This window comes from Pseudomonas monteilii NBRC 103158 = DSM 14164, assembly GCF_000730605.1.
GTDB classification, from domain to species: Bacteria; Pseudomonadota; Gammaproteobacteria; order Pseudomonadales; family Pseudomonadaceae; genus Aquipseudomonas; species Aquipseudomonas monteilii.
Window position 1 is genome coordinate 16,504 of sequence record NZ_BBIS01000018.1, and the last position, 26,415, is coordinate 42,918.

Genomic DNA, 26,415 nt, shown 5'->3' on the forward strand with positions numbered 1-26,415 from the left:
TCCCCCACCGCACGATAGACCATGCTCACCTGGCTGACCCGCGACTCGCTGACCTTCCCGCCCTTGGAAAAGGCCCTGCACGACCCCAACGGCCTGCTGGCCGCCGGCGGCGACCTTACCCCCGAGCGCCTGGTCCAGGCCTATCGTCACGGTTGCTTCCCGTGGTATCAGGATGGCCAGCCGATCCTGTGGTGGTCACCCGACCCGCGCACGGTGCTGTTGCCCGACCAACTGCACGTATCACGCTCACTGGCCAAGCTGATGCGCCAGGGCCGCTACCAGGTCAGCTTCGACACCGACTTCCCCGCCGTGATCGCCGCCTGCGCCGCGCCACGCGACTACGCCGACGGCACCTGGATCACCGACACCATGCGCAACGCCTACTGCGAACTGCACCGACGCGGCATTGCCCACTCGGTGGAAGTGCGCCAGGACGGCGAACTGGTCGGCGGCCTGTACGGCCTGGCCATGGGCCAGCTGTTCTTCGGTGAATCGATGTTCAGCCGCGCCGACAACGCCTCCAAGGTCGGCTTCGTGACCTTGGTCAACCACCTGCGCCAGGCCGGGTTCGTGCTGATCGACTGCCAGATGCCCACCAACCACCTGCACAGCCTGGGCGCCCACGCCATCAGCCGCGCCGAATTCGCCGGCTACCTGGCACGCCACCTCGACCAGCCCAACAGCGCCACGTGGGTTGCCTAGGCGAGTTCCCGTAGCTGGCTTACACTTAAAACAAAGTCTCACCGAGGGGGTTGATCATGACAGAGTTGGCGCGGTTGAAGTTTTATGCCACTCAGCCCCACTCCTGCAGCTACCTGCCCGAGGAGCAGGCCACCACGCTGTTCCTCGACCCCAGCCAGCCGATGGACGTGAACGTGTACGCCGACCTGTCGGAAATGGGCTTCCGCCGCAGTGGTGACCATCTGTACCGCCCGCACTGCCAGAACTGCAACGCCTGCGTGCCGGCACGCATCCCGGCGGCGCGCTTTATCCCCAACCGCCAGCAACGGCGCATCCTCAAGCGCAATGCCGACCTGACCGTGACGGCGGCGCGCCCAACGTTCAAGGAAGAGTACTTCGAGCTGTACCGGCGCTATATCGAAACACGCCACGCCGACGGTGACATGTACCCGCCCAGCCGCGACCAGTTTTCCACCTTTCTGGTGCGCGACCTGCCGTTCTGCTGGTTCTACGAGTTCCGCCTGGAAGGCCGCTTGATGGCAGTGGCCGTATGCGACCTGCTGCCCAACGGCCTGTCGGCGGTGTACACCTTCTACGAACCGGACGAAGAGCGACGCAGCCTGGGGCGCTTTGCCATCCTGTGGCAAATCACCGAAGCCCTGCGCCAGGACCTAGAGGCGGTATACCTGGGTTACTGGATCAAGAACTGCAAGAAAATGAACTACAAGACGCAGTATCGGCCCATCGAATTGCTGATAAACCAGCGCTGGGTCACCCTCAACTGAAAGCATTGGCTTGACACGCAGTTTTCGGGCATAATCCACGCCACTTTTTTGCCCGATGCGGATATGCGTCGGGCCAACACTGGATCCGAGGGCTCTACTGCATGTCGAAAGAAGACAGCTTCGAAATGGAAGGTACTGTCGTCGACACCCTGCCCAACACCATGTTCCGCGTGGAGTTGGAAAACGGGCACGTCGTAACCGCGCACATCTCCGGAAAGATGCGCAAGAACTACATCCGTATTCTCACTGGCGACAAGGTCCGCGTCGAACTGACCCCATACGACCTGAGCAAGGGCCGCATCACTTACCGTGCGCGCTAAGCTCAAGCCATGAAAAAGCCCGGCCATGTGCCGGGCTTTTTTGTCCCTGTCAGAACCGCGTCGCGGCCATCGCGAGCTGCGCTCGCTCCTACATGGGGTCGCGATACCCCCGTAGGAGCGAGCATAGCTCGCGATAGGCCGCAAAGCGGCCCCTGTATCACGCCACCTCAGCCGTGGTCTCGAAGTCGAACACCAGCTCGCCATCGCGCAGGTCGACGTGCACCACGCCACCATGCTCGGCCAGTTCGCCAAACAGGATCTCCTCGGCCAGCGGCCGCTTGATCTTGTCCTGGATCAGCCGCGCCATCGGCCGCGCCCCCATCTGCACGTCGTAGCCAGACACCGCCAGCCAGCCGCGTGCGGCATCGCTGACTTCCAGCAGCACACGCTTGTCTTCCAGCTGCGCCTGCAGTTCGATAAGGAACTTGTCGACGATGCTCTTGATCGTCTCGGTGCTCAGGCGGCCGAACTGGATAATGGTATCCAGACGGTTGCGGAACTCTGGCGTGAAGCTCTTACGGATCACTTCCATGGCATCGGACGCGTGGTCCTGATGGGTGAAGCCGATCGAGGCCCGCGCTGCCGTTTCCGCGCCAGCGTTGGTGGTCATGATCAGGATCACGTTACGGAAGTCGGCCTTGCGCCCATTGTTGTCGGTCAGGGTACCGTGGTCCATCACCTGCAGCAGCAGGTTGAAGACTTCCGGGTGGGCCTTCTCGATTTCGTCGAGCAGCAATACGCAGTGCGGTTGCTTGGTAATCGCCTCAGTCAGCAAGCCACCCTGGTCGAACCCTACATAACCAGGAGGCGCACCGATCAGACGCGACACGGTGTGGCGCTCCATGTACTCGGACATGTCGAACCGCACCAACTCAACGCCCAGGGCCTTGGCCAGCTGGCGCGCCGCTTCGGTCTTGCCGACGCCGGTAGGGCCAGCGAACAGGAACGAACCGACAGGCTTGTCTGGAGACTTCAGGCCAGCACGGGACAGCTTGATGGCAGTAGCCAGCGAGTCGATAGCCTGATCTTGGCCGAACACGGTCAGCTTCAGGTCACGTTCAAGGTTACGCAGCAGTTCCTTGTCGGAGCTGGTGACGTGCTTTGGCGGAATCCGCGCGATCTTGGCGACGATATCCTCGACTTGAGGCACATCGATGCGCTTGACGCGCATGGCCTCCGGCTGCAGGCGCTGGTAGGCACCGGCTTCGTCAATCACATCGATGGCCTTGTCCGGCATGTGCCGGTCATTGATGTAGCGCGAGGCCAGTTCCGCGGCGGCGCGCAGGGCTTCGTCGCTGTACTCGATGTTGTGATGGCTCTCGAAGCGCCCTTTCAGGCCGCGCAGAATGCCCACGGTGTCTTCGACCGACGGCTCGCTGACATCCACCTTCTGGAAGCGACGTGCCAGGGCACGGTCCTTCTCGAAGATGCCGCGGAATTCCTGGAAGGTGGTCGAGCCGATGCAACGGATCTCACCCGACGACAGCAGCGGCTTGAGCAGGTTGGAGGCATCCATCACCCCGCCCGATGCCGCACCGGCACCGATGATGGTGTGGATTTCGTCGATGAACAGGATCGCCTGCGGGCGCTTGCGCAGCTCGCCGAGCAGCGCCTTGAAGCGCTTCTCGAAGTCGCCACGGTATTTGGTACCGGCCAGCAGCGCGCCCAGGTCAAGGGAATACACCACGCTTTGTGCCAACAGGTCGGGCACCTGGCCATCGACAATGCGCTTGGCCAGGCCTTCGGCGATAGCCGTCTTGCCGACGCCTGCCTCACCCACCAGCAACGGGTTGTTCTTGCGCCGGCGTGCCAGGATTTGCGCCACGCGCTCCACTTCCTGCTCGCGGCCCACCAGCGGGTCGATACGGCCAGCACGGGCCAGCTCGTTCAGGTTGCTGGCATAGGCGTCCAGCGGGTTGCTCGAAGAGGAGGTTTCGCCACCCTCTTCGTCCTGCATGTCCTGGTCGCTTTCAGATTGCGAACCATGCCCCGGCACCTTGGAGATGCCATGGGCGATGTAGTTGACCACGTCGATGCGGGCCACGCTCTGCTGTTTCAGCAGGAACACAGCCTGGCTTTCCTGTTCGCTGAAGATCGCCACCAGCACGTTGGCGCCGGTAACTTCGCGCTTGCCAGAGCTTTGCACGTGGAACACGGCACGCTGCAGCACCCGCTGGAAGCCCAGAGTCGGCTGGGTTTCACGGTCTTCGTCGTTGACAGGAATCAGCGGCGTAGTGGAATCGATGAACTCTTGCAGGTCGTGCTTGAGCTTGTCGAGATTGGCGCCACAGGCGCGCAGAACGGTCGCGGCAGCCTCATTGTCAAGGAGTGCCAGCAGCAGATGCTCGACGGTCATGAACTCATGACGCTTCGAACGGGCCTCCTTGAAGGCAAGATTGAGGGTGACTTCGAGCTCGCGGTTTAACATAGCTTCACCTCATACCCAAGTGGTCGGCGATTAACCGTCCTTCTCGATTTCACAGAGTAGCGGATGCTGGCTTTCCCTGGCGTATTGGTTGACCTGCATAGCCTTTGTTTCGGCGATGTCACGGGTAAACAATCCGCACACTGCCCGCCCTTCGGTGTGGACGGTCAGCATGATCTTGGTCGCCAGCTCGCGGTTCAGATTGAAGAACGTCTCGAGCACTTCGACGACGAAATCCATCGGCGTGTAGTCATCGTTGAACAAAACCACCTTGTACATCGGTGGCGCCTGCAGGATCGGCTTGGCTTCCTGAACTGCAAGACCTGAGCCGTCGTCCTCATTCGATTGCGGGCGATCCTGATTGAATGTTAGTCGAATCTCACTAGGTGCATGCATGGAAAGAATTTCATCATGAGCGTCAGGTTAAGGTTGTGGGTTGACCGCACAGGCCACGAATGGCGCAGGCGCCGGGCGACCTTGACTATCGGTAAAACGGTGTTACAACCAATAAGAACCCACCGTGGTCGATAAAGATCCGCGCAGTCAACCAGATTTTTCGCAAGGTTCGTATGCGGATGAAGTGGATGATACTCCAGTGATGGAGTCCTTTGCAGAGGGACATAGGGATGGCAAGCGGTAAAGTCAAGTGGTTCAACAATGCCAAGGGCTACGGATTCATCAACGAGGAAGGTAAATCCGATGACCTTTTCGCTCATTACTCGGCCATCCAGATGGACGGATACAAGACACTGAAGGCGGGCCAGGCCGTGGAGTTCGAGATCATCCAGGGCCCCAAAGGCCTGCACGCGGTGAAGATAATGGACGCCGCTGCCGCTGCGGCTGCCAAAGCCCAAGGCCAGGCCGCAAGCGAAACCGTACGCGCCTGATCGCCGCCCCGTGTCGTAGTACGAAAAAACCGGTCGCCCTTTTACCCTGGCGACCGGTTTTCTCTTGCCTTACATGTGCTTGATCATTTCATCACCAAAGCCTGAGCTGCTCACCAGCGTCGCCCCGTCCATCAGCCGCTCGAAGTCGTAGGTCACGGTCTTGGCCGCAATCGCGCCATTGGTGCCCTTGATGATCAGGTCGGCCGCCTCGGTCCAGCCCATGTGCCGCAACATCATCTCTGCAGACAGGATCACCGACCCCGGGTTGACCTTGTCTTGCCCGGCATACTTGGGCGCAGTGCCGTGGGTGGCCTCGAACATGGCCACGGTGTCGGACAGGTTGGCGCCCGGCGCGATACCGATACCGCCTACCTCCGCCGCCAGCGCGTCGGACAGGTAGTCACCGTTGAGGTTGAGGGTGGCGATCACGTCGTACTCGGCCGGGCGCAGCAGAATCTGCTGCAGCATGGCGTCGGCGATGGCGTCCTTGACGATCACCTCGCGGCCGGTCTTGGGGTTCTTGAACTTCATCCACGGGCCGCCATCGAGCAGTTCGGCGCCAAACTCATCCCGGGCCACTTCGTACCCCCAGTCTTTGAAGGCACCTTCGGTGAACTTCATGATGTTGCCTTTGTGCACCAGGGTCAGCGACTCGCGGTCATTGTCCACCACGTATTGCAGGGCCTTGCGCACCAGGCGCTTGGTGCCTTCTTTCGAGACCGGCTTCACGCCAATGCCGCAGTCCTGGTCGAAGCGGATCTTGGTGACGCCCATTTCCTCCTTGAGGAACTTGATCACCTTGTTGGCCTCGGGCGAGCCGGCCTTCCACTCGATGCCGGCATAGATATCCTCGGAGTTCTCACGGAAGATCACCATGTCGACGTCGCCAGGCTTTTTCACCGGGCTCGGTACACCCTGGAACCACAGCACCGGGCGCAGGCACACGTACAGGTCCAGTTGCTGGCGCAGGGCCACGTTGAGCGAGCGGATGCCGCCACCCACAGGGGTTGTCAGCGGGCCCTTGATCGACACCACGTAATCACGCACGGCGTCGAGGGTTTCCTGAGGCAGCCAGGTGTCCTGGTCGTACACCTGGGTGGCCTTCTCGCCGGCGTACACTTCCATCCAGGCAATCTTGCGCTTGCCGCCGTAGGCCTTCTGCACGGCGGCATCGACCACCTTGATCATCACGGGCGAAACATCGACGCCGATCCCGTCACCTTCGATGTAAGGAATGATCGGGTGGTCAGGCACGTTAAGCGAATGGTCTGCATTGACGGTGATCTTGGTGCCGTCGGTCGGAACCTTGATTTTCTGGTATCCCATGCTTGCACTACTCCGCTGTCGGGTGTGGTTTGGACATCATGCGATGCAATGAGCCTAAACCACATCTGCCGACCTGCAAGGCATGCGACAACCCGCCACATTGCCGCTTAGTCTTTGGTCTTATAAATGGGCCGATATCACTTGGCCTTGCTGATTAGCCCGAATGGTTTGGTATACTGCGCCGCGACCGAAGGGTCATCGGGGCGAATCCCAGGAAAATGCGGACCGCCCTAGGCCATGAATGGCCGTAAAGCCTGGGCTGTTACCGCAGTTCAGCACTTGACGCTCGACTGATGCATCCACCATCACCGCTCGCAGCCTCTCGACTTTCCGCTCATGGCGTTGCCAGGGCGATGCGCCTACCCTGCGCACCACGAGACTCGAGCACGCTCAGCACACAGAGAGTTAACCCGCATGCCCACCCGTTCCAAGATCATCTATACCTTCACCGACGAAGCCCCCGCCCTCGCCACTTACTCGCTGCTGCCGATCGTCGAAGCCTTCACCGCTTCGGCTGACATCGCCGTCGAAACCCGCGACATCTCCCTGGCCGGCCGTATCCTCGCCGCCTTCCCGGAGCAACTGGGCGCAGAGAAGCGAGTAGGCGATCACCTGGCGGAACTGGGCCAGCTGGCTACCACCCCTGAAGCCAACATCATCAAGCTGCCGAACATCAGCGCCTCGGTACCGCAGCTCAAAGCCGCGATCAAGGAACTGCAAGGCAAGGGCTTCAACATTCCTGACTACGCCGACGAGCCGGCCACCGCGGACGAGAAAGAGTCCCGCGCCCGCTACGACCGCATCAAGGGTTCCGCCGTGAACCCGGTGCTGCGCGAAGGCAACTCCGACCGCCGCGCGCCGCTGTCGGTGAAGAACTACGCCCGCAAGCACCCACACAAGATGGGCGCCTGGGCCGCCGACTCCAAGTCGCACGTTGCCCACATGACCCAGGGCGACTTCTACGGCAGCGAAAAAGCTGCCCTGATCGAAGCTGACGACAGCCTGCGCATCGAGCTGGTCGGCAAAGACGGCAGCACCACCGTGCTGAAAGAAAAGACCGCCGTCAAAGCTGCTGAAGTGATCGACTGCGCCACCATGAGCCGCAAGGCCCTGAAAGCCTTCATCGCCGAGCAGATCGCCGATGCCAAGGCCTCCGGCGTACTGCTGTCGGTACACCTGAAAGCCACCATGATGAAGGTTTCCGACCCGATCATGTTTGGCGTCATCGTCGAAGAGTTCTACAACGACGTGCTGGCCAAGCACGCCGCCGCCCTGGCTGAAGTAGGCTTCAACGCCAACAACGGCATCGGCGACCTGTACGCCCGCATCAAGGACCTGCCAGCCGACAAGCAGGCCGAGATCGAAGCCGACATCCAGGCCCTGTACGCTCAGCGCCCAGCCCTGGCCATGGTCAACTCCGACAAAGGCATCACCAACCTGCACGTACCGAGCGACGTCATTGTCGACGCTTCGATGCCGGCCATGATCCGTGACTCGGGCAAGATGTGGAACACCGCTGGCGAACTGCAAGACACCAAGGCCGTGATCCCGGACCGTTGCTACGCCGGCATCTACCAGGCCACCATCGAAGACTGCAAGAAAAACGGCGCCTTCGACCCAACCACCATGGGCAGCGTGCCGAACGTTGGCCTGATGGCGCAAAAAGCCGAAGAGTACGGCTCCCACGACAAGACCTTCCAGATCAAGGCCGACGGCGTGGTCCGTGTGGTCGATGGCAAGGGCAACGTCGTACTTGAGCAGAACGTCGAAGCTGGCGACATCTTCCGCATGTGCCAGACCAAAGACGCGCCGATCCAGGACTGGGTCAAGCTGGCCGTCAACCGTGCCCGCCTGAGCAACACCCCTGCGGTGTTCTGGCTGGACCCGGCCCGTGCCCACGACGGCGTGATGATCGAGAAGGTGCAGAAGTACCTGAAAGATCACGACACCACCGGCCTGGACATCCGCGTTCTGGCTCCGGTCGACGCCATCAAGTTCTCCCTGGCCCGCATCCGCGAAGGCAAGGACACCATCTCGGTGACCGGCAACGTGCTGCGTGACTACCTGACCGACCTGTTCCCGATCATGGAACTGGGCACCAGCGCCAAGATGCTGTCGATCGTGCCACTGATGAACGGCGGTGGCCTGTTCGAAACCGGCGCCGGCGGTTCGGCTCCGAAGCACGTGCAGCAGCTGGTTGAAGAGAACTTCCTGCGTTGGGACTCGCTGGGTGAGTTCCTGGCCCTGGCCGCTTCCCTGGAGCACCTGGGCAACACCTACGACAACCCGCGTGCCAAGGTTCTGGCCAACACCCTGGACCAGGCTACCGGCAAGTTCCTCGACACCAACAAGTCGCCTTCGCGCAAAGTTGGCGGTATCGACAACCGCGGCAGCCACTTCTACCTGACCCTGTACTGGGCCCAGGCCCTGGCTGCCCAGACTGACGACGCTGCCCTGCAGGCACGCTTCGCCCCGCTGGCAAAAACCCTGACCGAGAACGAGGAGACTATCGTCGCCGAGCTCAACGCCGTTCAGGGCAAGCCAGCCGACATCGGTGGCTACTATGCCCCGGATGCCGAGCTGACCGCCAAGGTGATGCGCCCAAGCCAGACCCTGAACAGCGCCATTGCCGCCCTGTAAGGTTCGCTTGAAGTAACAGCACAAACCCCGGCCACGCACCGGGGTTTGTGCTTTCTGGGAAATGAGACCGCTTTGCGGCCCAATCATGCAAAAGGACTCACTAATGACCTGGCAACCCCACATCACCGTCGCCACTATCGTCGAACACGAAGGCAAGTTCCTTTTCGTCGAAGAATTCAAAGCCAACCAGCACGTCTTCAACCAACCCGCCGGCCACCTGGAACCCAACGAGACCCTGCCCCAGGCCGCCCTGCGCGAAACCCTGGAAGAAACCGCCTGGGAAGTCGAGCTCACCGGTGTAGTCGGCATCTACCTCTACACCGCCCCAAGCAACGGCGTGACGTACCAGCGCATCTGCTTTGCCGCCCGCCCCGTGCGCCACCATGCCGACCTGGCCCTAGACAGCGACATCGTCCGCGCCGTGTGGCTGAGCCAAGACGAACTGCTGGCCGACCCCACCCGCTGGCGCAGCGAGCTGGTGCCGCGCTGCCTCGACGACTACCTCAAGGGCCCCTTGCACAGCCTCGAACTGCTACGCGACTGACGCAACGTCGCGGGTTTGATAGAATCGGCGTTTTTCCCCTCTGATACACACCGGTACCCATGACCAGCCCAGCACTCAAAGACCCCGCCAAGACCCGCGTCATCGTCGGCATGTCCGGCGGCGTGGACTCTTCCGTCTCCGCCCTTCTGCTCATGGAGCAGGGATACCAGGTGGAAGGGCTGTTCATGAAGAACTGGGAAGAAGACGACGGCACCGAATACTGCACCGCCCGCGAAGACCTGGCCGACGCCCAGGCCGTGTGCGACCGCATCGGCATCAAGCTGCACACCGCCAACTTCGCCGCCGAATACTGGGACAACGTGTTCGAGCACTTCCTTGAAGAATACAAGGCTGGCCGCACGCCCAACCCAGACATCCTCTGCAACCGCGAAATCAAGTTCAAGGCGTTTCTCGACTACGCCCTGTCGCTGGGTGCCGACCTGATCGCCACCGGCCACTACGTACGCCGCCGCGACACCGGTGAGATCACCGAACTGCTCAAGGGCCTGGACCCGAACAAGGACCAGAGCTACTTCCTGCACGCCGTCGGCGGCAAGGAAATCGCCCGCACCCTGTTCCCGGTCGGCGAACTGGAAAAGCCCGAGGTGCGCGCCATCGCCGAAAAGCACGGCCTGGCCACCGCCAAGAAAAAGGACTCCACCGGCATCTGCTTCATTGGCGAGCGCCGTTTCAGCGACTTCCTCAAGCAGTATCTGCCGGCCCAGCCGGGCGATATCGAAACCACCGAAGGTGAAGTGATCGGCCGCCACCATGGCCTGATGTACCACACCATCGGCCAGCGCCAGGGCCTGGGGATTGGCGGCCTGAAAGACGCCGGTGACGAGCCGTGGTACGTGCTGCACAAGGACCTGACCCGCAACGTGCTGGTGGTCGGCCAGGGCAACGAACACCCATGGCTGTTCTCCCGCGCCCTGCTCGCCTCGGAAATTTTCTGGGTCAACCCGATCGACCTCAGCCGCCCACGCCAGCTGACTGCCAAGGTGCGTTACCGCCAGAGCGACCAGCAATGCACCCTTGAGCTGACCGAAACCGGCTACCGCGCCGTGTTCGACGAGCCGCAGCGCGCCGTCACCCCGGGCCAGTCGGTGGTGTTCTACGACGGCGAAGTGTGCCTGGGCGGTGGTGTGATCGAAGCCGCCGAGCCGTGGAGCCCGCGCGCATGAGCAACCTGCAGGAGCAATTGATTGCCCTGGGCGGTGTATTCCAGGCTGCCGTGCTGGTTGACCGTATCGCCCGCACCGGCCAGGCCAGCGAGGCCAACATTGGCTGCATGCTCGGCAGCTTGCTGGTGCGTGACCCCAAGGACACCCTGGAGGTGTTCGGCGGCGACGACCTGAACCTGCGCGACGGCTACCGTGCACTGGCAGGCGCCCTGGAGCGCGACCCCAGCAGCCTGCAGCGCGAGCCGCTGCGCTATGCCCTGTCGATGCTGGGCCTGGAGCGTCAGCTGAACAAGCGTGGCGACCTGCTCGACACCATCGGCAACCGCTTGCCGCAAATCCAGTCCCAGGCCGAGCATTTCGGCCTGGTTCATGAAAACGTCATTGCTTCCAGCGGAGCCTTGTACCAAGACACGCTCAGCACCTTGCGCCAGCGCATCCAGGTGCATGGCGACATGCGTTTCCTGCAGCAGGCCAGCAACGCTTCCAAGATCCGTGCCCTGCTGCTGGCCGGCATCCGCGCCGCGCGCCTGTGGCGCCAGCTGGGCGGGCACCGCTGGCAGCTGGTGTTCAGCCGACGCAAGTTGCTGAACGAACTGTACGACATGATGCGTTCGCCTTCCTGAAGACGCTTTTATAGGCCCGACCTTTGGTCAGCCACCCGACTCGGGCGCGATTTTCATGTATGATATGCGCCCTTCCAAAAGCCTGACTGTCCGAGAACACCCCATGCAGCTTTCTTCGCTCACTGCGGTTTCCCCTGTAGACGGCCGTTATGCCGGCAAAACCCAGGCCTTGCGCCCCATTTTCAGCGAATTCGGCCTGATCCGTTTCCGCGCCCTGGTCGAAGTGCGCTGGCTGCAGCGCCTGGCCGCCCACCCGCAAATCGGCGAAGTGCCGGCGTTCTCCGCCGAAGCCAACGCCCTGCTGGACAGCCTGGCCACCGATTTCAAGCTGGAACACGCCGAGCGCGTCAAGGAAATCGAGCGCACCACCAACCACGACGTCAAGGCGATCGAATACCTCCTCAAGGAGCAGGCCGCCAAGCTGCCTGAGCTGGCCAAGGTCAGCGAATTCATCCACTTCGCCTGCACCAGCGAGGACATCAACAACCTGTCCCACGCCCTGATGCTGCGCGCCGGCCGTGACGACGTGCTGCTGCCGCTGATGCGCCAGATCGCCGACGCCATCCGTGCCCTGGCCCACGCCCACGCCGACGTGCCGATGCTGTCGCGCACCCACGGCCAGCCAGCCTCGCCAACCACCCTGGGCAAAGAACTGGCCAACGTGGTGTACCGCCTGGAGCGTCAGATCGCCCAGGTTGCCGCCGTGCCGCTGCTGGGCAAGATCAACGGCGCCGTGGGCAACTACAACGCCCACCTGTCGGCCTACTCGCAGATCGACTGGGAGCAGAACGCCCGCGCCTTCATCGAAGACGAACTGGGCCTGCAGTTCAACCCGTACACCACCCAGATCGAGCCGCACGACTACATCGCCGAGCTGTTCGACGCCATTGCCCGCTTCAACACCATCCTGATCGACTTCGACCGTGATGTGTGGGGCTACATCTCGCTGGGCTACTTCAAGCAGAAGACCGTCGCTGGCGAAATCGGCTCGTCGACCATGCCGCACAAGGTCAACCCGATCGACTTCGAAAACTCCGAAGGCAACCTGGGTATCGCCAACGCGCTGTTCCAGCACCTGGCCAGCAAGCTGCCGATCTCGCGCTGGCAGCGTGACCTGACCGACTCCACCGTGCTGCGTAACCTGGGCGTGGGCTTTGCCCACAGCGTCATCGCCTACGAAGCCAGCCTGAAAGGCATCGGCAAGCTGGAAGTGAACGAAGCCCGCATCGCCGCCGACCTGGACGCCTGCTGGGAAGTGCTGGCCGAGCCGATCCAGACCGTGATGCGCCGCTTCAACATCGAAAACCCCTACGAGAAGCTCAAAGAGCTGACCCGTGGCAAGGGCATCACCCCGGACGCGCTGCTGACCTTCATCGACGGCCTGGACATGCCAGCCGACGCCAAGGCCGAGCTCAAGCTGCTGACCCCCGCTACCTACATCGGTAACGCGGCAGCGCAGGCCAAACGCATCTAAGCTGACCGTCGCGTACAACGCCCGGCCTGGCCGGGCGTTTTTATTCCCGTACGAAAATTACGTTTTTTCAATAGGTTGAACATGAATCCTGATACTCCACTGCAGCTGCTCGGCGGCATCTCGGCCCGCGAATTCATGCGCGACTACTGGCAGAAGAAGCCGCTGCTGGTGCGCCAGGCCTTCCCGGACTTCATCAGCCCCATCGACCCCGACGAACTGGCCGGCCTGGCCCTGGAAGACGAAGTCGAGTCGCGTATCGTGCTGGAGCACGGCGCCCACCCGTGGGAGCTGCGCCGCGGCCCGTTCAACGAAGACACCTTCGCCGAGCTGCCAGAAAAAGACTGGACCCTGCTGGTACAGGCCGTGGACCAGTTCGTCCCGGAAGTGGCCGAACTGCTGGAAAACTTCCGCTTCCTGCCCAGCTGGCGTATCGATGACGTGATGATCAGCTTCGCCGCCCCGGGTGGCAGCGTTGGCCCGCATTTCGACAACTACGACGTCTTCCTGCTGCAAGGCCACGGCCAGCGCAACTGGAAGATCGGCCAGATGTGCAGCAGCGACAGCCCGCTGCTGGAGCACGCCGACCTGCGTATCCTGGCCGAGTTCGAGCAGAGCGAAGAATGGACCCTGGAGCCAGGCGACATGCTCTACCTGCCACCGCGCCTGGCCCACTACGGCGTGGCCGTGGACGACTGCCTGACCTACTCGGTCGGCTTCCGCGCCCCAAGCGCCGCCGAAGTGCTGACCCACTTCACCGACTTCCTGGGCCAGTTCCTGCCTGACGAAGAGCGCTACAGCGATGCCGACGCCCAGCCGGCCAGCGACCCGCACCAGATCCAGCACGACGCCCTCGACCGCCTCAAGGCGCTGCTCGACAAGCACATGAACGACAAGGACCTGCTGCTGACCTGGTTCGGTCAGTTCATGACCGAGCCGCGTTACCCCGAGCAGATCGTTGGCGAAGAGCTGAGCGAAGAAGAGCTGATCGATGCCCTGGAACAAGGCGCCATCCTGATCCGCAACCCAAGCGCACGCCTGGCCTGGTCGGAATTCGAAGACGACCTGCTGCTGTTCGCCAGCGGCCGCAGCTGCCCGCTGCCAGGCAAACTGCGCGAGCTGCTGAAGCTGGTGTGCGCGGCCGATGCCCTGCATATCGACAACCTGGCAGACTGGCTGCAAGACGAAGATGGCCTTATGCTGGTACAGCAGCTGGTCAAACAAGGAAGCCTGGGATTCGCCAATGAATAAGATCAGCGTTCGCCTCGCCGACTGGCACAAAGACAACGCCGACATTCGCCGTATCCGTGAGGCGGTGTTCATTGCCGAACAGCATGTACCGCCGGAGCTGGAGTGGGACTCGGATGACCCGACCGCTGCACACTTCCTGGCCCTGGAAGGCGACTACCCGATCGGCACTGCCCGCCTGCTGCCAGACGGGACTATCGGCCGGGTATCGGTGCTGAAGGACTGGCGCGGCTTGAAAGTGGGTGACGCGCTCATGAACGCAGTCATCGTCGAAGCGCAGAACCGCGACCTGAAGCAGCAGATGCTCAGCGCTCAGGTGCATGCCACGCCGTTCTACGAGCGCTTGGGCTTTCGCGTAGTCAGCGAGGAATTCCTCGAAGCCGGCATCCCGCACGTGGACATGGTGCGCGACTCGCGCGCCTGACCCACAACGGCACCGGCCTCTGCGCGGGCAAGCCCGCGCAGAGGCCGGCACAGGTCAATGACACGCTCACTGACAAAAACCTGTACATCCATCCAGATAAAACTTGCCTCCGCGCCCCCGCTTGCGCATCCTAGTGCCCATCACCCCCGATGAAGCGTTCCCGGCCATGCGCCTGTTCCTCTGCGAAAAACCCTCCCAGGCAAAAGACATCGCCAAAGTGCTCGGCGCCAACCGTAAGGGCGACGGCTGCTGGCAAGGCACCGACGTCTGCGTCACCTGGTGCATCGGCCACCTGCTGGAAACCGCCCCGCCCGACAGCTACGACGAACGCTACAAGCGCTGGAACCTGGCCGACCTGCCGATCATCCCGGACAAGTGGAAGATGCTGGTCAAGCCCAAGACCGCCAGCCAGTTCAAAGCGGTCAAACGCCTGCTTGGCGAAGCGCGGGAACTGGTGATCGCCACCGACGCCGACCGCGAAGGCGAAATGATCGCCCGCGAACTGGTCGAACATTGCCGCTATCGCGGCCCGGTGCAACGCCTGTGGCTGTCGGCACTGGACGACGCGTCCATCCGCAAGGCCTTGGCCCGCCTGCTGCCCGGCCACGAAACCTTCAACCTGTACCACTCGGCGCTGGGCCGCTCGCGCGCCGACTGGCTGATTGGCATGAACATGAGCCGGCTGTTCACCCTGCTAGGCCGCCAATCCGGCTACCAGGGCGTGTTGCCGGTGGGTCGGGTGCAAACGCCCACCTTGCGCCTGGTGGTCGACCGCGACCGCAGCATCGCCGACTTCGTGCCCGTGCCGTTCTGGGCCATCGATGTGCAACTGGAACACGCCGGCCAACACTTCAATGCCCAATGGCGCGCCCCCGAGGACGCCTGCGACGACCAAGGCCGCTGCCTGAAGCAAGCCTTGGCACAACAAGCGGCCACCGACATCGGTAACGCCGGCACGGCCCGCGCCGTCAAGGTTGCCACCGAGCGCGTGCGTGAAGCCGCACCACTCCCCTTCGACCTCGGCACCCTGCAGGAGCTGTGCTCGAAAAAGTTCGGCCTCGGCGCCCAGGAAACCCTCGACATCGCCCAGGCCCTGTACGAAACCCACAAGCTGATCACCTACCCGCGCAGCGACTGCGGCTACCTGCCGCAAAGCCAGCACGCCGAAGCGCCGGCCATCCTCGCTGCCTTGCAACGGGCCGATGCCAGCCTGGCGCCTTTACAGCCCTACCTGGAGCCGCAGCGCCGCTCGCGGGCATGGAACGACGCCAAGGTCAGCGCCCACCACGGCATCATCCCCACCGCCGCCGCCAGCGACCCGTCGCGCCTGCCGGCCAAGCACAAGGCGGTGTATACCCTGATCCGCGCCCGCTACCTGGCACAGTTCCTGCCCAACCATGAGTATGACCGCACCCAGGCCGACTTCGACTGTGCCGGCCATGCCCTGCGCGCGGTGGGCAAGCAGATTGTCGAGCCGGGTTGGCGCCGCGCCCTGCCCGAGGCGTTGACCCCGGCCAAGGGCCGCGAAGCGCCACCCGCCCAAGTACTGCCAGCACTGCGCGAAGGCCAGGATTGCAATGTACAAGGCCTGCAACTGAAAGACCTGTGGACCCAGCCGCCCAAGCCGTTCACAGAAGGCGACCTGATCAAGGCGATGAAGAACGTGGCCAAGCTGGTGGATGATCCGCGCCTGAAGCAGAAGCTCAAGGAAACCACCGGCATCGGCACCGAGGCCACCCGCGCCAGTATCATCCAGGGCCTGCTTGACCGAGGCTACCTGGTGAAGAATGGCAAGGCACTGGCCGCAACGCCTGCGGCCTTCAGCCTGATCGATGCCGTGCCCCGCGCCATCGCCGACCCTGGTACCACGGCGATCTGGGAGCAGGCGCTGGACATGGTGCAGAGTGGTGAGATGAGCCTGGAAGAGTTCGTCGCCCGGCAGTCGGCGTGGATGGGCAAGCTGGTCGAGCGGTGCAGCGGCATGCGCATGACCATCAGCGGGCCGGCTGCCGGTGCGGCGCCGCCTTGGAAGAAGAAGCGGCGCGGTGGCGGGAAAAGCAAAACGGCTGGCAGCAAGTCGGCCGCCAGCAAGCCGCGTCAGCCTCGGAGAAAAGCGACAACCTGAGGTTTATGCCATTTCAGGACTGGCCGCTTCGCGGGTAAACCACAAACTGGACTGACAGATTGGCACCATGAATTTTACCTGCTAAGTTTTCATGAAAATAATCACAATAATTTTCATGAGGTCTATGCATGTTCAAGCAGTCCGCCCAGCACGTCGCCAGCTACTACGCCCAGACCTACCCCGCCAGTATCCCCCTGCGCCCGACCCTGCAAGGCCCTCACGACACCGATGTGCTGATCATCGGCGCCGGTTTCAGCGGCCTGCATACCGCCCTGCGCCTGACCCAGGCCGGCAAGCGCGTCACGCTGTTGGAAGCCAGCCGCGTGGCCTGGGCCGCCTCCGGGCGCAACGGCGGCCAGGCGCTGCTGGGCTGGTCGTGCGACATGCCGCCGCTGGAGAAGGCCTTGGGCACCGAACGCACCCAACGGCTGTGGGCCAGCATGTGCTGGGCCGCTGACGAAATGCGCGACCTCCCCCAGCGCCACGGCTTCGATATCGATTACCGGCTGGGCAGCCTATGGACCGCCGTGCTACCGCGCCGGGTGAAACTGCTTGAAGAAGCCCTACACGAGGCTCAACACAAATGGGGTTACGACGCCCTGCGCCTGATCGGCCGAGAAGAGCTGCCGCAATGGATCGACAGCCCGCGCTATCAGGCCGCGCTGTACGACGCCAAAGGTGCCCACCTCAACCCGCTGAAGCTGGCTCAGGGCCTGGCCAGCACCATCGAAGCCGCTGGCGGCCATATCTACGAACAAAGCCAGGTACTCAGCTACCAGCAGGCCGGCGATGGCTACATTGCTCGAACCGACAAAGGCGAAGTGCGCTGCAACGTGTTGGTGCTGGCCTGCAACGCCTACATCGACCGCCTCGACCGCGGCCTGTCGCGCCGCCTGTTACCTGTCGGTTCCTACCAGGTGGCCACCCCACCACTGGACCCCGGCTTCGCTCGTTCGCTGCTACCGCGCAACAGCTGCGTGATCGACAACCAGTTCGTACCCGACTACTTCCGCCTTACGCCGGACCACCGCCTGCTGTTTGGTGGCGGCTGCACCTACCTGGGCGGCATTCCCAAGGACGTCGCCAGCGCCACCCGGCCCTACCTGGAGCGCGTCTTCCCGCAACTGGCCGGGGTGGCCATCGACTATGCCTGGGGCGGCCATATCGACTGCAGCATCCAGCGTACCCCAGACGTCGGCCACGAGGGCCAACGCTACTGGCTGCAGGGTTTCTCCGGCCACGGCGTACTGCCAACCCTGGCGGCAGCGCGGGCGGTCAGTGATGCCATTCTCGGCAACGAGGACCTGCTGGCGCTGTACCAAGGCATCGACAACGGTAGCTTTCCAGGCGGCGACCTGCTGGCCGCACCGCTGGAAGCTGCCGCCAAGGCCTGGTACCGGTTGCGCGACCGCGCGTGAAGACGACTGGCGCTTGCTGCGTCTGAATCCCTCCTATTCTCAATAGCTCCCTTCGGTTCCTACACACAGGAGACACGACCATGAGCTATGTAACCGCGAAGGACGGGGTGCAGATTTTCTACAAGGATTGGGGCCCACGCGACGCACCGGTGATCCACTTCCACCACGGCTGGCCGCTCAGCGCCGATGACTGGGACGCGCAGATGCTGTTCTTCCTCGCCCACGGTTTCCGTGTGGTCGCCCACGACCGCCGTGGCCATGGCCGGTCCAGCCAGGTATGGGATGGCCACGACATGGACCATTATGCCGACGACGTGGCAGCCGTGGTCACCCACCTTGGTACTCAAGGCGCCGTGCATGTTGGCCACTCGACCGGGGGTGGCGAGGTGGTGCGTTACATAGCCCGGCACCCTGAAGACAAGGTGGCGAAGGCAGTGCTGATCGCTGCCGTACCGCCACTGATGGTGCAAACCCCCGGCAACCCCGGCGGCCTGCCCAAGTCAGTGTTCGACGGCTTCCAGGCCCAGGTGGCCAGCAACCGGGCGCAGTTTTACCAGGATGTGCCGGCCGGGCCGTTCTATGGCTACAACCGCCCCGGCGTCAAAGCCAGCGAAGGCATCATCGCCAATTGGTGGCGCCAGGGCATGATCGGCAGTGCGAAGGCCCACTACGATGGCATCGTGGCGTTTTCCCAGACGGACTTCACAGAGGACCTGAAAAGCATCCAGCAGCCGGTGCTGGTGATGCATGGCGACGACGACCAGATCGTGCCATATGAAAATTCCGGGGTGTTGTCGGCGAAGCTGCTGCCCAACGGCACGCTGAAGACCTACAAGGGCTACCCGCATGGCATGCCGACTACCCATGCCGATGTGATCAATGCGGATTTGCTGGCGTTTATTCGCAGCTGACGTGATTTTCTGTACCGGCCCTTTCGCGGGCGAGCCTGCGAAAGGGCTGGCGCAGACAAAACTCGGTCAGCGTCCATAAAAACTGGTGCTGGCAACCCTGGCCCGTGAGGATTACCATCCCGGGCTTTCAGAGCGGCCATTCCCGCTCCGGCCTTCTTCCCTGTACCTGCCAAAAACCCATGCCCTTCGAACTCACCGTAGAACCCCTCACCCTGCTGATCCTGGCCCTGGTCGCCTTCGTCGCCGGTTTCATCGATGCCATCGCCGGCGGCGGTGGCCTGCTGACCACCCCGGCCCTGCTCACCGCCGGCATGCCACCCCACCTGGTACTGGGCACCAACAAGCTCAGTTCCACGTTCGGCTCGGCCACCGCCGGTTTCACCTACTACAAGCGCAAACTCTTCCACCCGGCGCAGTGGCGCCCGGCATTGTTCGCCACCCTGACCGGGGCGTTGCTCGGCGCCGTCATCGCCCACTACATGCCCGCCGAATGGCTGAACAAAATGTTGCCGGTGATCGTCTTCGCCTGTGGCATCTACCTGTTGTTCGGTGGCACGCCCAAAGCACCGCTGGATGCCGATGCGCCGATCAAGAAAAAGTGGCAAGTACCACAAGGCTTCACCCTGGGCTTCTACGATGGCGTAGCCGGCCCAGGTACCGGGGCGTTCTGGACGGTCAGTACCCTGCTGCTTTATCCCATCGACCTGGTCCGCGCCAGTGGCGTGGCGCGCAGCATGAACTTCGTCAGCAACATCGCGGCGCTGACGGTGTTCATCATTTCCGGGCAGGTGGACTACATCGTCGGCCTGTGCATGGGCCTGTCGGTGATGGTCGGTGCCTTCTTCGGCGCACGCACGGCGATCAGCGGCGGCAGCAAGTTCATCCGCCCGGTGTTCATCACCGTGGTGCTGGCGTTGACCGTGCGCCTAGCGTGGCAGCACTGGTTCGGGCAGGCCTAAGCGACGCGCAACGTACAAATCGATCAGATAACGGGCGATGGAGCGCCCGGCCGGCAGCGGCGGCAGGTCGTGGACGCTGAACCACTTGGCATCCTCGATCTCGTCCGGCTGCATCACAATGTCGCCCCCGGCATATTCGGCATGGAAGCCGAGCATCATCGAATGCGGGAACGGCCAGCACTGGCTGCCGACGTACTGAATGTTCTGTACCTCCACCGCCACTTCTTCACGCACTTCGCGTACCAGGCAGTCTTCGGCCGACTCACCCGGCTCTGCAAAACCGGCCAAGGTGCTGTACACCCCGGTGACGAAGCGTGGCGAGCGCGCCAGCAGGATTTCATCGCCACGGGTCACCAACACGATCATGCTGGGTGAAATACGCGGGTAGCTGCGCAGGTCGCACGGCTGGCAATACATCGCCCGCTCCCAGCGAATTTGCGTCATGGCCTGACCGCAGCTGCCGCAAAAGCGGTGCTCGCGGGCCCAGGTGCCGATCTGCGCGGCATAACCCAGTACTTTGTAGGTGTCGAAGTCGCCTTCGAGCATGAATGCCCGCAGGCCACGCCAGTGGCAACCGGGCACGTCGGCGGCGCTGCGCAGCTCCAGCAGGAACACCGGCTGGCCGTCGAAATGACCGATGCCGTGCTCGCACAGCACGTCGAGGTCCTGGCGCTTGAGCCAGTCGCGGGGGAACAGCGCGCCGTTGTCGTCCACCAAAAACCCTTCCGGGCTGCGGGCCACGGCCACCCCCCCGGTGATCTGCGGGTCGAGTACTGCGGTAGTCCAGCGTGCTGACATATCGGGGGTTCCTTTACTGCACGTCCCCCGGCCCGATCAGTCGGCGAACGTCGGTTTCTGTTTGCTCATGTGTGCCGTCACGGCCACACGCAGGTCTTCGGACTGCAACATCGCGGCGTTCCAGGTGGCGATGTAGTCCAGGCCATCGTCAATGCGATGGTCACGCATGTAGCTGAGCATTTCCTTGGTGCCGGCCACGGCGATCGGCGATTTTGCGGCAATCTCGCGGGCGATGGCAAAGACCCCGTCAAGCAATGCGGCCTGATCATCATAGACCCGGTTTACCAAGCCGATGCGCAGGGCTTCGTCCGCCGCAACGTTGCGCCCGGTGAAGGCCAGCTCACGCATGATGCCGTCACCGATGATACGTGGCAAACGTTGCAGTGTGCCGACATCGGCGGCCATGCCCATGTCGATTTCCTTGATCGAGAACTGGGCATCGTTGCTGCAGTAGCGCATGTCGCAGGCCGAGATGAGGTCGATGGCACCACCGATGCAGTAGCCGTGCACGGCAGCCAGCACCGGCTTGCGGCACTTGTCCACGGCAGTGAACGAGGCCTGCAGGCGCTGGATGGTCTTGCGCAGGAAGCGCGCATTGCGGCCCACATCCTTGCCCATCTGCCCGGCCAGCGACGCCAGCATCATCAGGTCGATACCGGCGGAGAAATGCTTGCCGGCACCGCTGATCACCACCGCGCGCACCGCATCGGTGTCGTCGATCCACTGGAAGATTTCAATGATCTCCTCCCAGAAGGCGGCGTTCATCGCGTTGACCTTTTCCGGGCGGTTGATCTGAACGTGGGCGATGTTGTCGGTCAGTTCGACCTTGAATGCGCTGTACTCGGTCACGGGCGGCACTCCTGCGGGTGAAGGGTTCATGGCTCGGATGGTAACCCAGCCCGATGACCGCACTTGTGCCAAAAACGGGACTGCACGCCTTGCCTAAGACGCGCCGATCCGGCACCGTGCGCCATCGCCGAATTATAAGGATACAAATACATGTCACGCTCCCCGACCGGCGCCCTCGCCCACAGTTTTCTGGGCCAGTCGCCGCTTTGGTACAAGGCGGTCATCTGCCTGTTCCTGGTGCTCAACCCACTGCTGTTGGTCACCCTTGGTCCGGTTGCCGCCGGCTGGGCGCTGGTGCTCGAGTTCATTTTCACCTTGGGCATGGCGCTGAAGTGCTACCCGCTGATGCCCGGTGGCCTGTTGCTGATCGAAGCCCTGTTGTTGCAGATGACCACGCCACAGGCGCTGTACGAGGAACTGCAGCACAACTTCCCGGTGATTCTGCTGCTGATGTTCATGGTTGCCGGTATCCACTTCATGAAGGAACTGCTGCTGTTCCTGTTCTCACGCATCCTGCTGGGCGTTCGCTCGAAAGCGGTCCTGTCGCTGCTGTTCTGCGTGCTGTCGGCATTCCTCTCGGCGTTTCTCGATGCGCTGACCGTGACGGCGGTGATCATCAGCGCTGCGGTTGGCTTTTACGCCGTTTACCACCGTGTCGCCTCCGGGGCCAACCCGCGTGAAGACAGCGCGCTCGATAGCGATCAGCAAGTGGCACAATTGCACCGCGAAGACCTCGACCAGTTCCGCGCCTTCCTGCGTAGCCTGCTGATGCACGGCGCGGTGGGTACTGCCCTGGGCGGTGTTTGCACGCTGGTGGGCGAGCCGCAGAACCTGCTGATCGGCCATGAAATGGGCTGGCACTTCGCCGATTTCTTCTTCAAGGTGGCGCCCGTGTCGCTGCCGGTACTGGGTGCCGGCCTGCTCACTTGCGTGCTGCTGGAGAAGCTTCGCCTGTTCGGCTACGGCACGCTGATGCCTGAACCCGTGCGTCAGGTGCTGGCCACCTATGCGGCCGAAGACGACGCGGCGCGCACCCAGGCCCAGCGCCTGGCGCTGTGGGTGCAAGGGTTGGCTGCGCTGATCCTGATCGTATGCCTGGGGCTGCACGTGGCCGAAGTTGGTCTGATCGGCCTGATGGTGATTGTGCTGATCACGGCCTTTACCGGCATCACCGATGAGCACCGCCTGGGCCGTGCCTTCCAGGACGCCATGCCGTTCACGTCCTTGCTGGTGGTATTCTTCGCCGTGGTGGCAGTGATTCATCAGCAGCAACTGTTCAGTCCCTTGATTAGCTGGGTGCTGACGCTGCCTGCCGAGCAACAGCCAGGTATGCTGTACCTGGCCAACGGCCTGCTGTCGGCAATCAGCGACAACGTGTTCGTTGCCACCATCTACATCACCGAAGTGAAGCAGGCGTTTCTCAATGGCGGCATGAGCCGCGAGCATTTCGAGACGCTGGCGGTGGCGATCAATACCGGTACCAACCTGCCCAGCGTGGCGACACCGAATGGCCAGGCTGCGTTCCTCTTCCTGCTGACCTCGGCGATTGCGCCGTTGATACGGCTGTCGTATGGGAGGATGGTGTGGATGGCTTTGCCTTACACAGTGGTCATGGGTGGGCTGGGGTGGTGGGCGGTGACCTACTGGTTGTAATCGTTCGACGGGGACTTATGTACACCCTCCGCCACAATCCCGTACAACTTTTGCCCCGCGCCCGCATCGAAGCACAGGTAAGCCCCCATCCGTTCCAAGGAGTTTCGCCATGGCACTACGCACCCCATTGCTGCTGTCCTGCATCACCCTGGCCCTGCTCGGTTGCGCCGGTAACGATCACCCGGCGCCGCCGCGTACCCAGCAGGTCGACCTGCAACGCTACCAGGGCACCTGGTACGAACTGGCGCGGCTCCCGATGTTCTTCCAGCGCAACTGCGTGCAGTCCGAGGCGCACTATGGGCTGCGTGCCGATGGCCGCATCGACGTGACCAACCGTTGCCAGGAAAAGGACGGCCAGTGGAATGAAGCCAAAGGTGTCGCCGAGGCCCAGCAACCGGGCAGCACCGACAAGCTGTGGGTACGCTTCGACAACTGGTTCAGCCGGCTGGCCCCGGGCCTGACCAAGGGCGAATACTGGGTGCTGTACCACGACAAGGACTACCGCGTGGCGTTGGTCGGCCACCCCAACCGTGAGTACCTGTGGCTGCTGTCGCGCACGCCGGCGGTCACCGACCAGCAACGCGAGCAACTGCTGAGCATCGCGCGGGAGCAAGGCTATGACACCAGCAAGCTCATCTGGCGGCAGGCAGACTAGCTCACCATCGACGGCCTGCGGCAATCCGGTTAAGGTGTGCGCCCTTTATCGACTCGAAGGATGCGCGCTTCGATGACGCCAGCCTGTACGAGCAAGGAGCCCTGAGCATGGACCTGCTGTTCCTGGGCACCTCTGCCGGGGTGCCGACCAAGGCGCGCAACGTCACCGCCACTGCCGTGATCGAAGCCAGTGGCAGCCACTGGTACCTGGTCGACTGTGGCGAAGGCACCCAGCATCAACTGCTGCACACGCCACTGTCGATCCGTGACTTGCGTGCCATTTTCATCACCCATGTGCACGGCGACCATTGCTTTGGCCTGCCAGGCTTGCTGGCCAGTGCCGGGATGAGCGGGCGCACCCGGCCGCTGGAGCTGATTTTGCCCGCCGCACTGCATGACTGGGTACGTCAGGGCCTGTTGGCCAGCGACACCTTCCTGCCCTTCGAACTGCGCCTGCTGGCCGTGGAGGACGTAGCCGAATGGCGCAGCGAGACCCTGCAAGTGACCACCGTGCAGTTGTCACACCGGGTACCGAGCGTCGCTTTCGTGTTCACCGAACTCAACCCCGAGCCGCGCCTGGACATCCAACGCCTGGAAGCCGAAGGCATTCCACGCGGTCCACTGTGGGGCGAGCTGGCCAAAGGCCTGAAGACGCAGCATGGCGGGCAGTGGCTCGACGGTAACGACTACTTGCGCCCTTCGCGCCCGCCGCGCCGGGTGATCGTGTGCGGGGACAACGACAACCCCGAATTGCTGGCCGATGCCGCCAAAGGCGCGGATGTGCTGGTGCACGAAGCCACGTTCACCCAGGCAGTGGTCGAGCGCACCGGGGTTACCTTCGGCCACAGCACCGCAGCAGCGGTAGCGCGCTTTGCCGAAGCGGCAGGCGTGCGCAACCTGGTGCTGACGCACTTCAGCGCCCGCTACCAGAGCGCTCCCAGACGCAGCCCGAATATCGATAACGTGCGTGACGAAGCCCTCGCCCACTACCACGGGCAACTGACCCTGGCGCAGGACCTGCAGCGCTATCACATAGGCCGCGATGGCTGTCTTGTAGCTGTTGGGTGATTTATGCCAAGGGATAGGCCTGGTGCTGACTGGTGCCAGCCTTGAATTTTGAGGTGGCGCGTAAACCGAGCGCCGCGCGGCCGGCGCTCGATCTCAAAGACGCCACATAACCCACGCCAGGCTAGGCCGCCAAGCGCCCGCTGGCAATGGCCTCCGATGCCGCCAGCATCGCCCGCAGCAATACCGCACACCCTGCCGCCAGGTCACCCGGCGTGGCGTTCTCGATCTCGTTGTGGCTGATGCCGTTTTCGCACGGCACGAAAATCATCCCCGCCGGCCCTAGCTCGGCCAGGAAGATCGCGTCATGCCCCGCACCGCTGACGATGTCCATATGCGGCAGGCCCAATGCCTTGGCCGACTCGCGCACCGCATCGACACAGCCCTTGTCGAAGTACAGCGCCGGGAAATCAGCCGTGGGGACCAGTTCATGGCTCAGGCCATGCTTGGCACAGGTGGCTTCGATCACCCCGCGCACCTCGGCAATCATCGCATTCAATTGCTCGCCCTCCAGGTGGCGGAAGTCCAGGGTCATGCGCACTTCACCCGGAATCACGTTACGCGACCCGGGGTATGCCTGCAGGCATCCTACGGTGCCGCAGGCATGGGGCTGATGGCCGAGGGCGGTGCGGTTGACCGCTTCCACTACCGCAGCGGCACCGACCAATGCATCCTTGCGCAGGTGCATGGGCGTCGGGCCGGCATGGGCCTCGACACCACGCAGTGTCAGATCGAACCACTTCTGGCCGAGGGCACCCAGCACCACGCCGATGGTCTTGGCCTGATCTTCGAGGATTGGCCCCTGCTCGATATGCGCTTCGAAATACGCCCCCACCGGGTGGCCCAGCACTGCACGAGGGCCCGCATAACCGATGGCATTCAAGGCCTCGCCAACGCTCACACCCTGGGCATCGCGCTTGGCCAGGGTTTCTTCCAGTGTGAATTTGCCGGCAAACACCCCCGAGCCCATCATGCACGGCGCAAAACGTGAGCCTTCTTCGTTGGTCCACACCACGACTTCCAGCGGTGCTTCGGTTTCCAACCCCAGGTCGTTGAGGGTGCGGATCACCTCCAGCCCGGCCATCACCCCGAAGCAGCCATCGAACTTGCCGCCCGTAGGCTGAGTGTCGATATGGCTGCCGGTCATCACCGGGGGCAGCTTGGGGTTACGCCCGGGGCGGCGGGCAAAGATGTTGCCGACGGCGTCGATGCTGACCGTGCAACCGGCGGCCTCGCACCACTGCACGAACAGGTCGCGGGCCTGGCGGTCGAGGTCGGTCAGGGCCAGGCGGCAAACGCCCCCTTTCGCGGTGGCGCCGAGGCGAGCCAGGTCCATCAGCGATTGCCACAGACGGGTGCTGTCGACATGGTGAGCGGTGGTCTTCAGGATGTCTTGAACTGGATTCACAGGTTTCTCCTTCAGGC

The 26,415-nt window shown here is 62.9% G+C and carries 24 protein-coding genes; 18 read left to right on the forward strand and 6 right to left on the reverse strand.

Features of this window, described 5'->3' with window-relative positions:
* The first annotated feature begins 21 nt into the window (after positions 1 to 21).
* From aat to infA, 3 genes are all read left to right on the forward strand, one after another.
* Complete coding sequence (gene aat, locus PM2_RS10945; RefSeq protein ID WP_019096728.1) at positions 22 to 702, forward strand: leucyl/phenylalanyl-tRNA--protein transferase; 681 nt, start codon at positions 22 to 24, stop codon at positions 700 to 702.
* Between the two features lie 56 nt (positions 703 to 758).
* Positions 759 to 1,466, forward strand: a complete 708-nt coding sequence (locus tag PM2_RS10950; RefSeq protein ID WP_016711499.1) for an arginyltransferase — start codon at positions 759 to 761, stop codon at positions 1,464 to 1,466.
* A gap of 101 nt (positions 1,467 to 1,567) precedes the next feature.
* The gene (gene infA, locus PM2_RS10955) at positions 1,568 to 1,786 is read left to right on the forward strand and encodes a translation initiation factor IF-1 (RefSeq protein ID WP_002553999.1); all 219 of its coding nucleotides are present in this window, start codon (positions 1,568 to 1,570) and stop codon (positions 1,784 to 1,786) included.
* A gap of 157 nt (positions 1,787 to 1,943) precedes the next feature.
* Here the strand turns inward: infA and clpA are convergent, their stop codons facing one another.
* Positions 1,944 to 4,214 (reverse strand): ATP-dependent Clp protease ATP-binding subunit ClpA, encoded by a 2,271-nt coding sequence (gene clpA / locus PM2_RS10960; protein WP_016711500.1) that lies wholly within the window; start codon positions 4,212 to 4,214, stop codon positions 1,944 to 1,946.
* A gap of 30 nt (positions 4,215 to 4,244) precedes the next feature.
* The gene (clpS, locus tag PM2_RS10965) at positions 4,245 to 4,607 is read right to left on the reverse strand and encodes an ATP-dependent Clp protease adapter ClpS (RefSeq protein ID WP_013973290.1); all 363 of its coding nucleotides are present in this window, start codon (positions 4,605 to 4,607) and stop codon (positions 4,245 to 4,247) included.
* A 230-nt stretch (positions 4,608 to 4,837) separates the two neighbouring features.
* Here clpS and cspD point away from each other — a divergent pair, with 230 nt between their 5' ends.
* Positions 4,838 to 5,098, forward strand: coding sequence for a cold shock domain-containing protein CspD (cspD, locus tag PM2_RS10970; RefSeq protein WP_019096726.1), 261 nt, complete (start codon positions 4,838 to 4,840; stop codon positions 5,096 to 5,098).
* 69 nt (positions 5,099 to 5,167) lie between these two features.
* On the opposite strand, the gene icd is transcribed toward cspD, so the two are convergent.
* On the reverse strand, positions 5,168 to 6,424 hold the full coding sequence (icd, locus tag PM2_RS10975) for an NADP-dependent isocitrate dehydrogenase (protein WP_027608788.1): 1,257 nt from the start codon (positions 6,422 to 6,424) through the stop codon (positions 5,168 to 5,170).
* A gap of 414 nt (positions 6,425 to 6,838) precedes the next feature.
* Between icd and PM2_RS10980 the strand changes: the two genes are divergently transcribed.
* The 11 genes from PM2_RS10980 to PM2_RS11030 all read left to right on the forward strand — a co-directional run bounded on the left by PM2_RS10980 (position 6,839) and on the right by PM2_RS11030 (position 19,971).
* Complete coding sequence (locus tag PM2_RS10980; protein ID WP_028699043.1) at positions 6,839 to 9,064, forward strand: NADP-dependent isocitrate dehydrogenase; 2,226 nt, start codon at positions 6,839 to 6,841, stop codon at positions 9,062 to 9,064.
* Between the two features lie 103 nt (positions 9,065 to 9,167).
* Positions 9,168 to 9,608: an NUDIX hydrolase gene (locus PM2_RS10985; protein WP_016711504.1), complete on the forward strand. Its 441-nt coding sequence runs from the start codon at positions 9,168 to 9,170 to the stop codon at positions 9,606 to 9,608.
* Positions 9,609 to 9,667: 59 nt separating this feature from the next.
* Positions 9,668 to 10,792 (forward strand): tRNA 2-thiouridine(34) synthase MnmA, encoded by a 1,125-nt coding sequence (gene mnmA / locus PM2_RS10990; protein ID WP_016711505.1) that lies wholly within the window; start codon positions 9,668 to 9,670, stop codon positions 10,790 to 10,792.
* Positions 10,789 to 11,415, forward strand: coding sequence for a high frequency lysogenization protein HflD (gene hflD / locus PM2_RS10995; RefSeq protein WP_016711506.1), 627 nt, complete (start codon positions 10,789 to 10,791; stop codon positions 11,413 to 11,415). The genes mnmA and hflD overlap by 4 nt, the downstream gene beginning before the upstream one ends.
* Before the next feature lie 103 nt (positions 11,416 to 11,518).
* Positions 11,519 to 12,889 carry an adenylosuccinate lyase gene (gene purB, locus PM2_RS11000; protein WP_033693092.1) on the forward strand — a complete coding sequence of 457 codons (1,371 nt, stop codon included), beginning with the start codon at positions 11,519 to 11,521 and terminating at the stop codon, positions 12,887 to 12,889.
* An 81-nt stretch (positions 12,890 to 12,970) separates the two neighbouring features.
* A complete protein-coding gene (locus PM2_RS11005) occupies positions 12,971 to 14,137 on the forward strand; it encodes a ribosomal protein uL16 3-hydroxylase (protein ID WP_016711508.1) in 1,167 nt (388 codons plus the stop codon).
* Positions 14,130 to 14,558, forward strand: coding sequence for a GNAT family N-acetyltransferase (locus PM2_RS11010; RefSeq protein WP_019096721.1), 429 nt, complete (start codon positions 14,130 to 14,132; stop codon positions 14,556 to 14,558). The genes PM2_RS11005 and PM2_RS11010 overlap by 8 nt, the downstream gene beginning before the upstream one ends.
* A gap of 166 nt (positions 14,559 to 14,724) precedes the next feature.
* A complete protein-coding gene (locus PM2_RS11015) occupies positions 14,725 to 16,683 on the forward strand; it encodes a DNA topoisomerase III (protein ID WP_028699042.1) in 1,959 nt (652 codons plus the stop codon).
* 128 nt (positions 16,684 to 16,811) lie between these two features.
* Positions 16,812 to 18,101: an NAD(P)/FAD-dependent oxidoreductase gene (locus PM2_RS11020; RefSeq protein WP_028699041.1), complete on the forward strand. Its 1,290-nt coding sequence runs from the start codon at positions 16,812 to 16,814 to the stop codon at positions 18,099 to 18,101.
* Between the two features lie 80 nt (positions 18,102 to 18,181).
* The gene (locus tag PM2_RS11025; protein ID WP_016711512.1) at positions 18,182 to 19,012 is read left to right on the forward strand and encodes an alpha/beta fold hydrolase; all 831 of its coding nucleotides are present in this window, start codon (positions 18,182 to 18,184) and stop codon (positions 19,010 to 19,012) included.
* Between the two features lie 179 nt (positions 19,013 to 19,191).
* On the forward strand, positions 19,192 to 19,971 hold the full coding sequence (locus tag PM2_RS11030; RefSeq protein WP_003251244.1) for a TSUP family transporter: 780 nt from the start codon (positions 19,192 to 19,194) through the stop codon (positions 19,969 to 19,971).
* Here PM2_RS11030 and nudC read toward each other — a convergent pair.
* Both nudC and PM2_RS11040 read right to left on the reverse strand, forming a co-directional pair.
* Positions 19,939 to 20,769, reverse strand: a complete 831-nt coding sequence (gene nudC, locus PM2_RS11035) for an NAD(+) diphosphatase (protein ID WP_016711515.1) — start codon at positions 20,767 to 20,769, stop codon at positions 19,939 to 19,941. The genes PM2_RS11030 and nudC overlap by 33 nt on opposite strands.
* A gap of 36 nt (positions 20,770 to 20,805) precedes the next feature.
* Positions 20,806 to 21,618 carry a crotonase/enoyl-CoA hydratase family protein gene (locus tag PM2_RS11040; RefSeq protein WP_016711517.1) on the reverse strand — a complete coding sequence of 271 codons (813 nt, stop codon included), beginning with the start codon at positions 21,616 to 21,618 and terminating at the stop codon, positions 20,806 to 20,808.
* 150 nt (positions 21,619 to 21,768) lie between these two features.
* On the opposite strand from PM2_RS11040, the gene nhaB reads away from it, so the two are divergent.
* The 3 genes from nhaB to PM2_RS11055 all read left to right on the forward strand — a co-directional run bounded on the left by nhaB (position 21,769) and on the right by PM2_RS11055 (position 24,993).
* Complete coding sequence (gene nhaB / locus PM2_RS11045; RefSeq protein ID WP_016711518.1) at positions 21,769 to 23,271, forward strand: sodium/proton antiporter NhaB; 1,503 nt, start codon at positions 21,769 to 21,771, stop codon at positions 23,269 to 23,271.
* Positions 23,272 to 23,380: 109 nt separating this feature from the next.
* Complete coding sequence (locus tag PM2_RS11050; protein ID WP_016711519.1) at positions 23,381 to 23,926, forward strand: lipocalin family protein; 546 nt, start codon at positions 23,381 to 23,383, stop codon at positions 23,924 to 23,926.
* Positions 23,927 to 24,033: 107 nt separating this feature from the next.
* A complete protein-coding gene (locus PM2_RS11055; protein WP_028699040.1) occupies positions 24,034 to 24,993 on the forward strand; it encodes a ribonuclease Z in 960 nt (319 codons plus the stop codon).
* 121 nt (positions 24,994 to 25,114) lie between these two features.
* Here PM2_RS11055 and PM2_RS11060 read toward each other — a convergent pair whose 3' ends face one another.
* Positions 25,115 to 26,398, reverse strand: coding sequence for a Zn-dependent hydrolase (locus PM2_RS11060; RefSeq protein ID WP_028699039.1), 1,284 nt, complete (start codon positions 26,396 to 26,398; stop codon positions 25,115 to 25,117).
* Positions 26,399 to 26,415 lie beyond the last annotated feature (17 nt).

Bases quoted from the DNA above. Each gene is read 5' to 3' on its own strand.
- PM2_RS10950 (WP_016711499.1), top strand. From the start codon at position 759: ATGACAGAGTTGGCGCGGTTGAAGTTTTATGCCACTCAGCCCCACTCC.
- PM2_RS11050 (WP_016711519.1), top strand. From the start codon at position 23,381: ATGGCACTACGCACCCCATTGCTGCTGTCCTGCATCACCCTGGCCCTG.
- PM2_RS10985 (WP_016711504.1), top strand. From the start codon at position 9,168: ATGACCTGGCAACCCCACATCACCGTCGCCACTATCGTCGAACACGAA.
- PM2_RS11025 (WP_016711512.1), top strand. From the start codon at position 18,182: ATGAGCTATGTAACCGCGAAGGACGGGGTGCAGATTTTCTACAAGGAT.
- PM2_RS11015 (WP_028699042.1), top strand. From the start codon at position 14,725: ATGCGCCTGTTCCTCTGCGAAAAACCCTCCCAGGCAAAAGACATCGCC.
- PM2_RS11020 (WP_028699041.1), top strand. From the start codon at position 16,812: ATGTTCAAGCAGTCCGCCCAGCACGTCGCCAGCTACTACGCCCAGACC.
- aat (WP_019096728.1), top strand. From the start codon at position 22: ATGCTCACCTGGCTGACCCGCGACTCGCTGACCTTCCCGCCCTTGGAA.
- PM2_RS10980 (WP_028699043.1), top strand. From the start codon at position 6,839: ATGCCCACCCGTTCCAAGATCATCTATACCTTCACCGACGAAGCCCCC.
- mnmA (WP_016711505.1), top strand. From the start codon at position 9,668: ATGACCAGCCCAGCACTCAAAGACCCCGCCAAGACCCGCGTCATCGTC.
- PM2_RS11010 (WP_019096721.1), top strand. From the start codon at position 14,130: ATGAATAAGATCAGCGTTCGCCTCGCCGACTGGCACAAAGACAACGCC.
- infA (WP_002553999.1), top strand. From the start codon at position 1,568: ATGTCGAAAGAAGACAGCTTCGAAATGGAAGGTACTGTCGTCGACACC.
- clpS (WP_013973290.1), bottom strand. From the start codon at position 4,607: ATGCATGCACCTAGTGAGATTCGACTAACATTCAATCAGGATCGCCCG.
- nhaB (WP_016711518.1), top strand. From the start codon at position 21,769: ATGTCACGCTCCCCGACCGGCGCCCTCGCCCACAGTTTTCTGGGCCAG.
- hflD (WP_016711506.1), top strand. From the start codon at position 10,789: ATGAGCAACCTGCAGGAGCAATTGATTGCCCTGGGCGGTGTATTCCAG.
- clpA (WP_016711500.1), bottom strand. From the start codon at position 4,214: ATGTTAAACCGCGAGCTCGAAGTCACCCTCAATCTTGCCTTCAAGGAG.
- cspD (WP_019096726.1), top strand. From the start codon at position 4,838: ATGGCAAGCGGTAAAGTCAAGTGGTTCAACAATGCCAAGGGCTACGGA.
- nudC (WP_016711515.1), bottom strand. From the start codon at position 20,769: ATGTCAGCACGCTGGACTACCGCAGTACTCGACCCGCAGATCACCGGG.
- PM2_RS11005 (WP_016711508.1), top strand. From the start codon at position 12,971: ATGAATCCTGATACTCCACTGCAGCTGCTCGGCGGCATCTCGGCCCGC.
- PM2_RS11030 (WP_003251244.1), top strand. From the start codon at position 19,192: ATGCCCTTCGAACTCACCGTAGAACCCCTCACCCTGCTGATCCTGGCC.
- purB (WP_033693092.1), top strand. From the start codon at position 11,519: ATGCAGCTTTCTTCGCTCACTGCGGTTTCCCCTGTAGACGGCCGTTAT.
- PM2_RS11055 (WP_028699040.1), top strand. From the start codon at position 24,034: ATGGACCTGCTGTTCCTGGGCACCTCTGCCGGGGTGCCGACCAAGGCG.
- icd (WP_027608788.1), bottom strand. From the start codon at position 6,424: ATGGGATACCAGAAAATCAAGGTTCCGACCGACGGCACCAAGATCACC.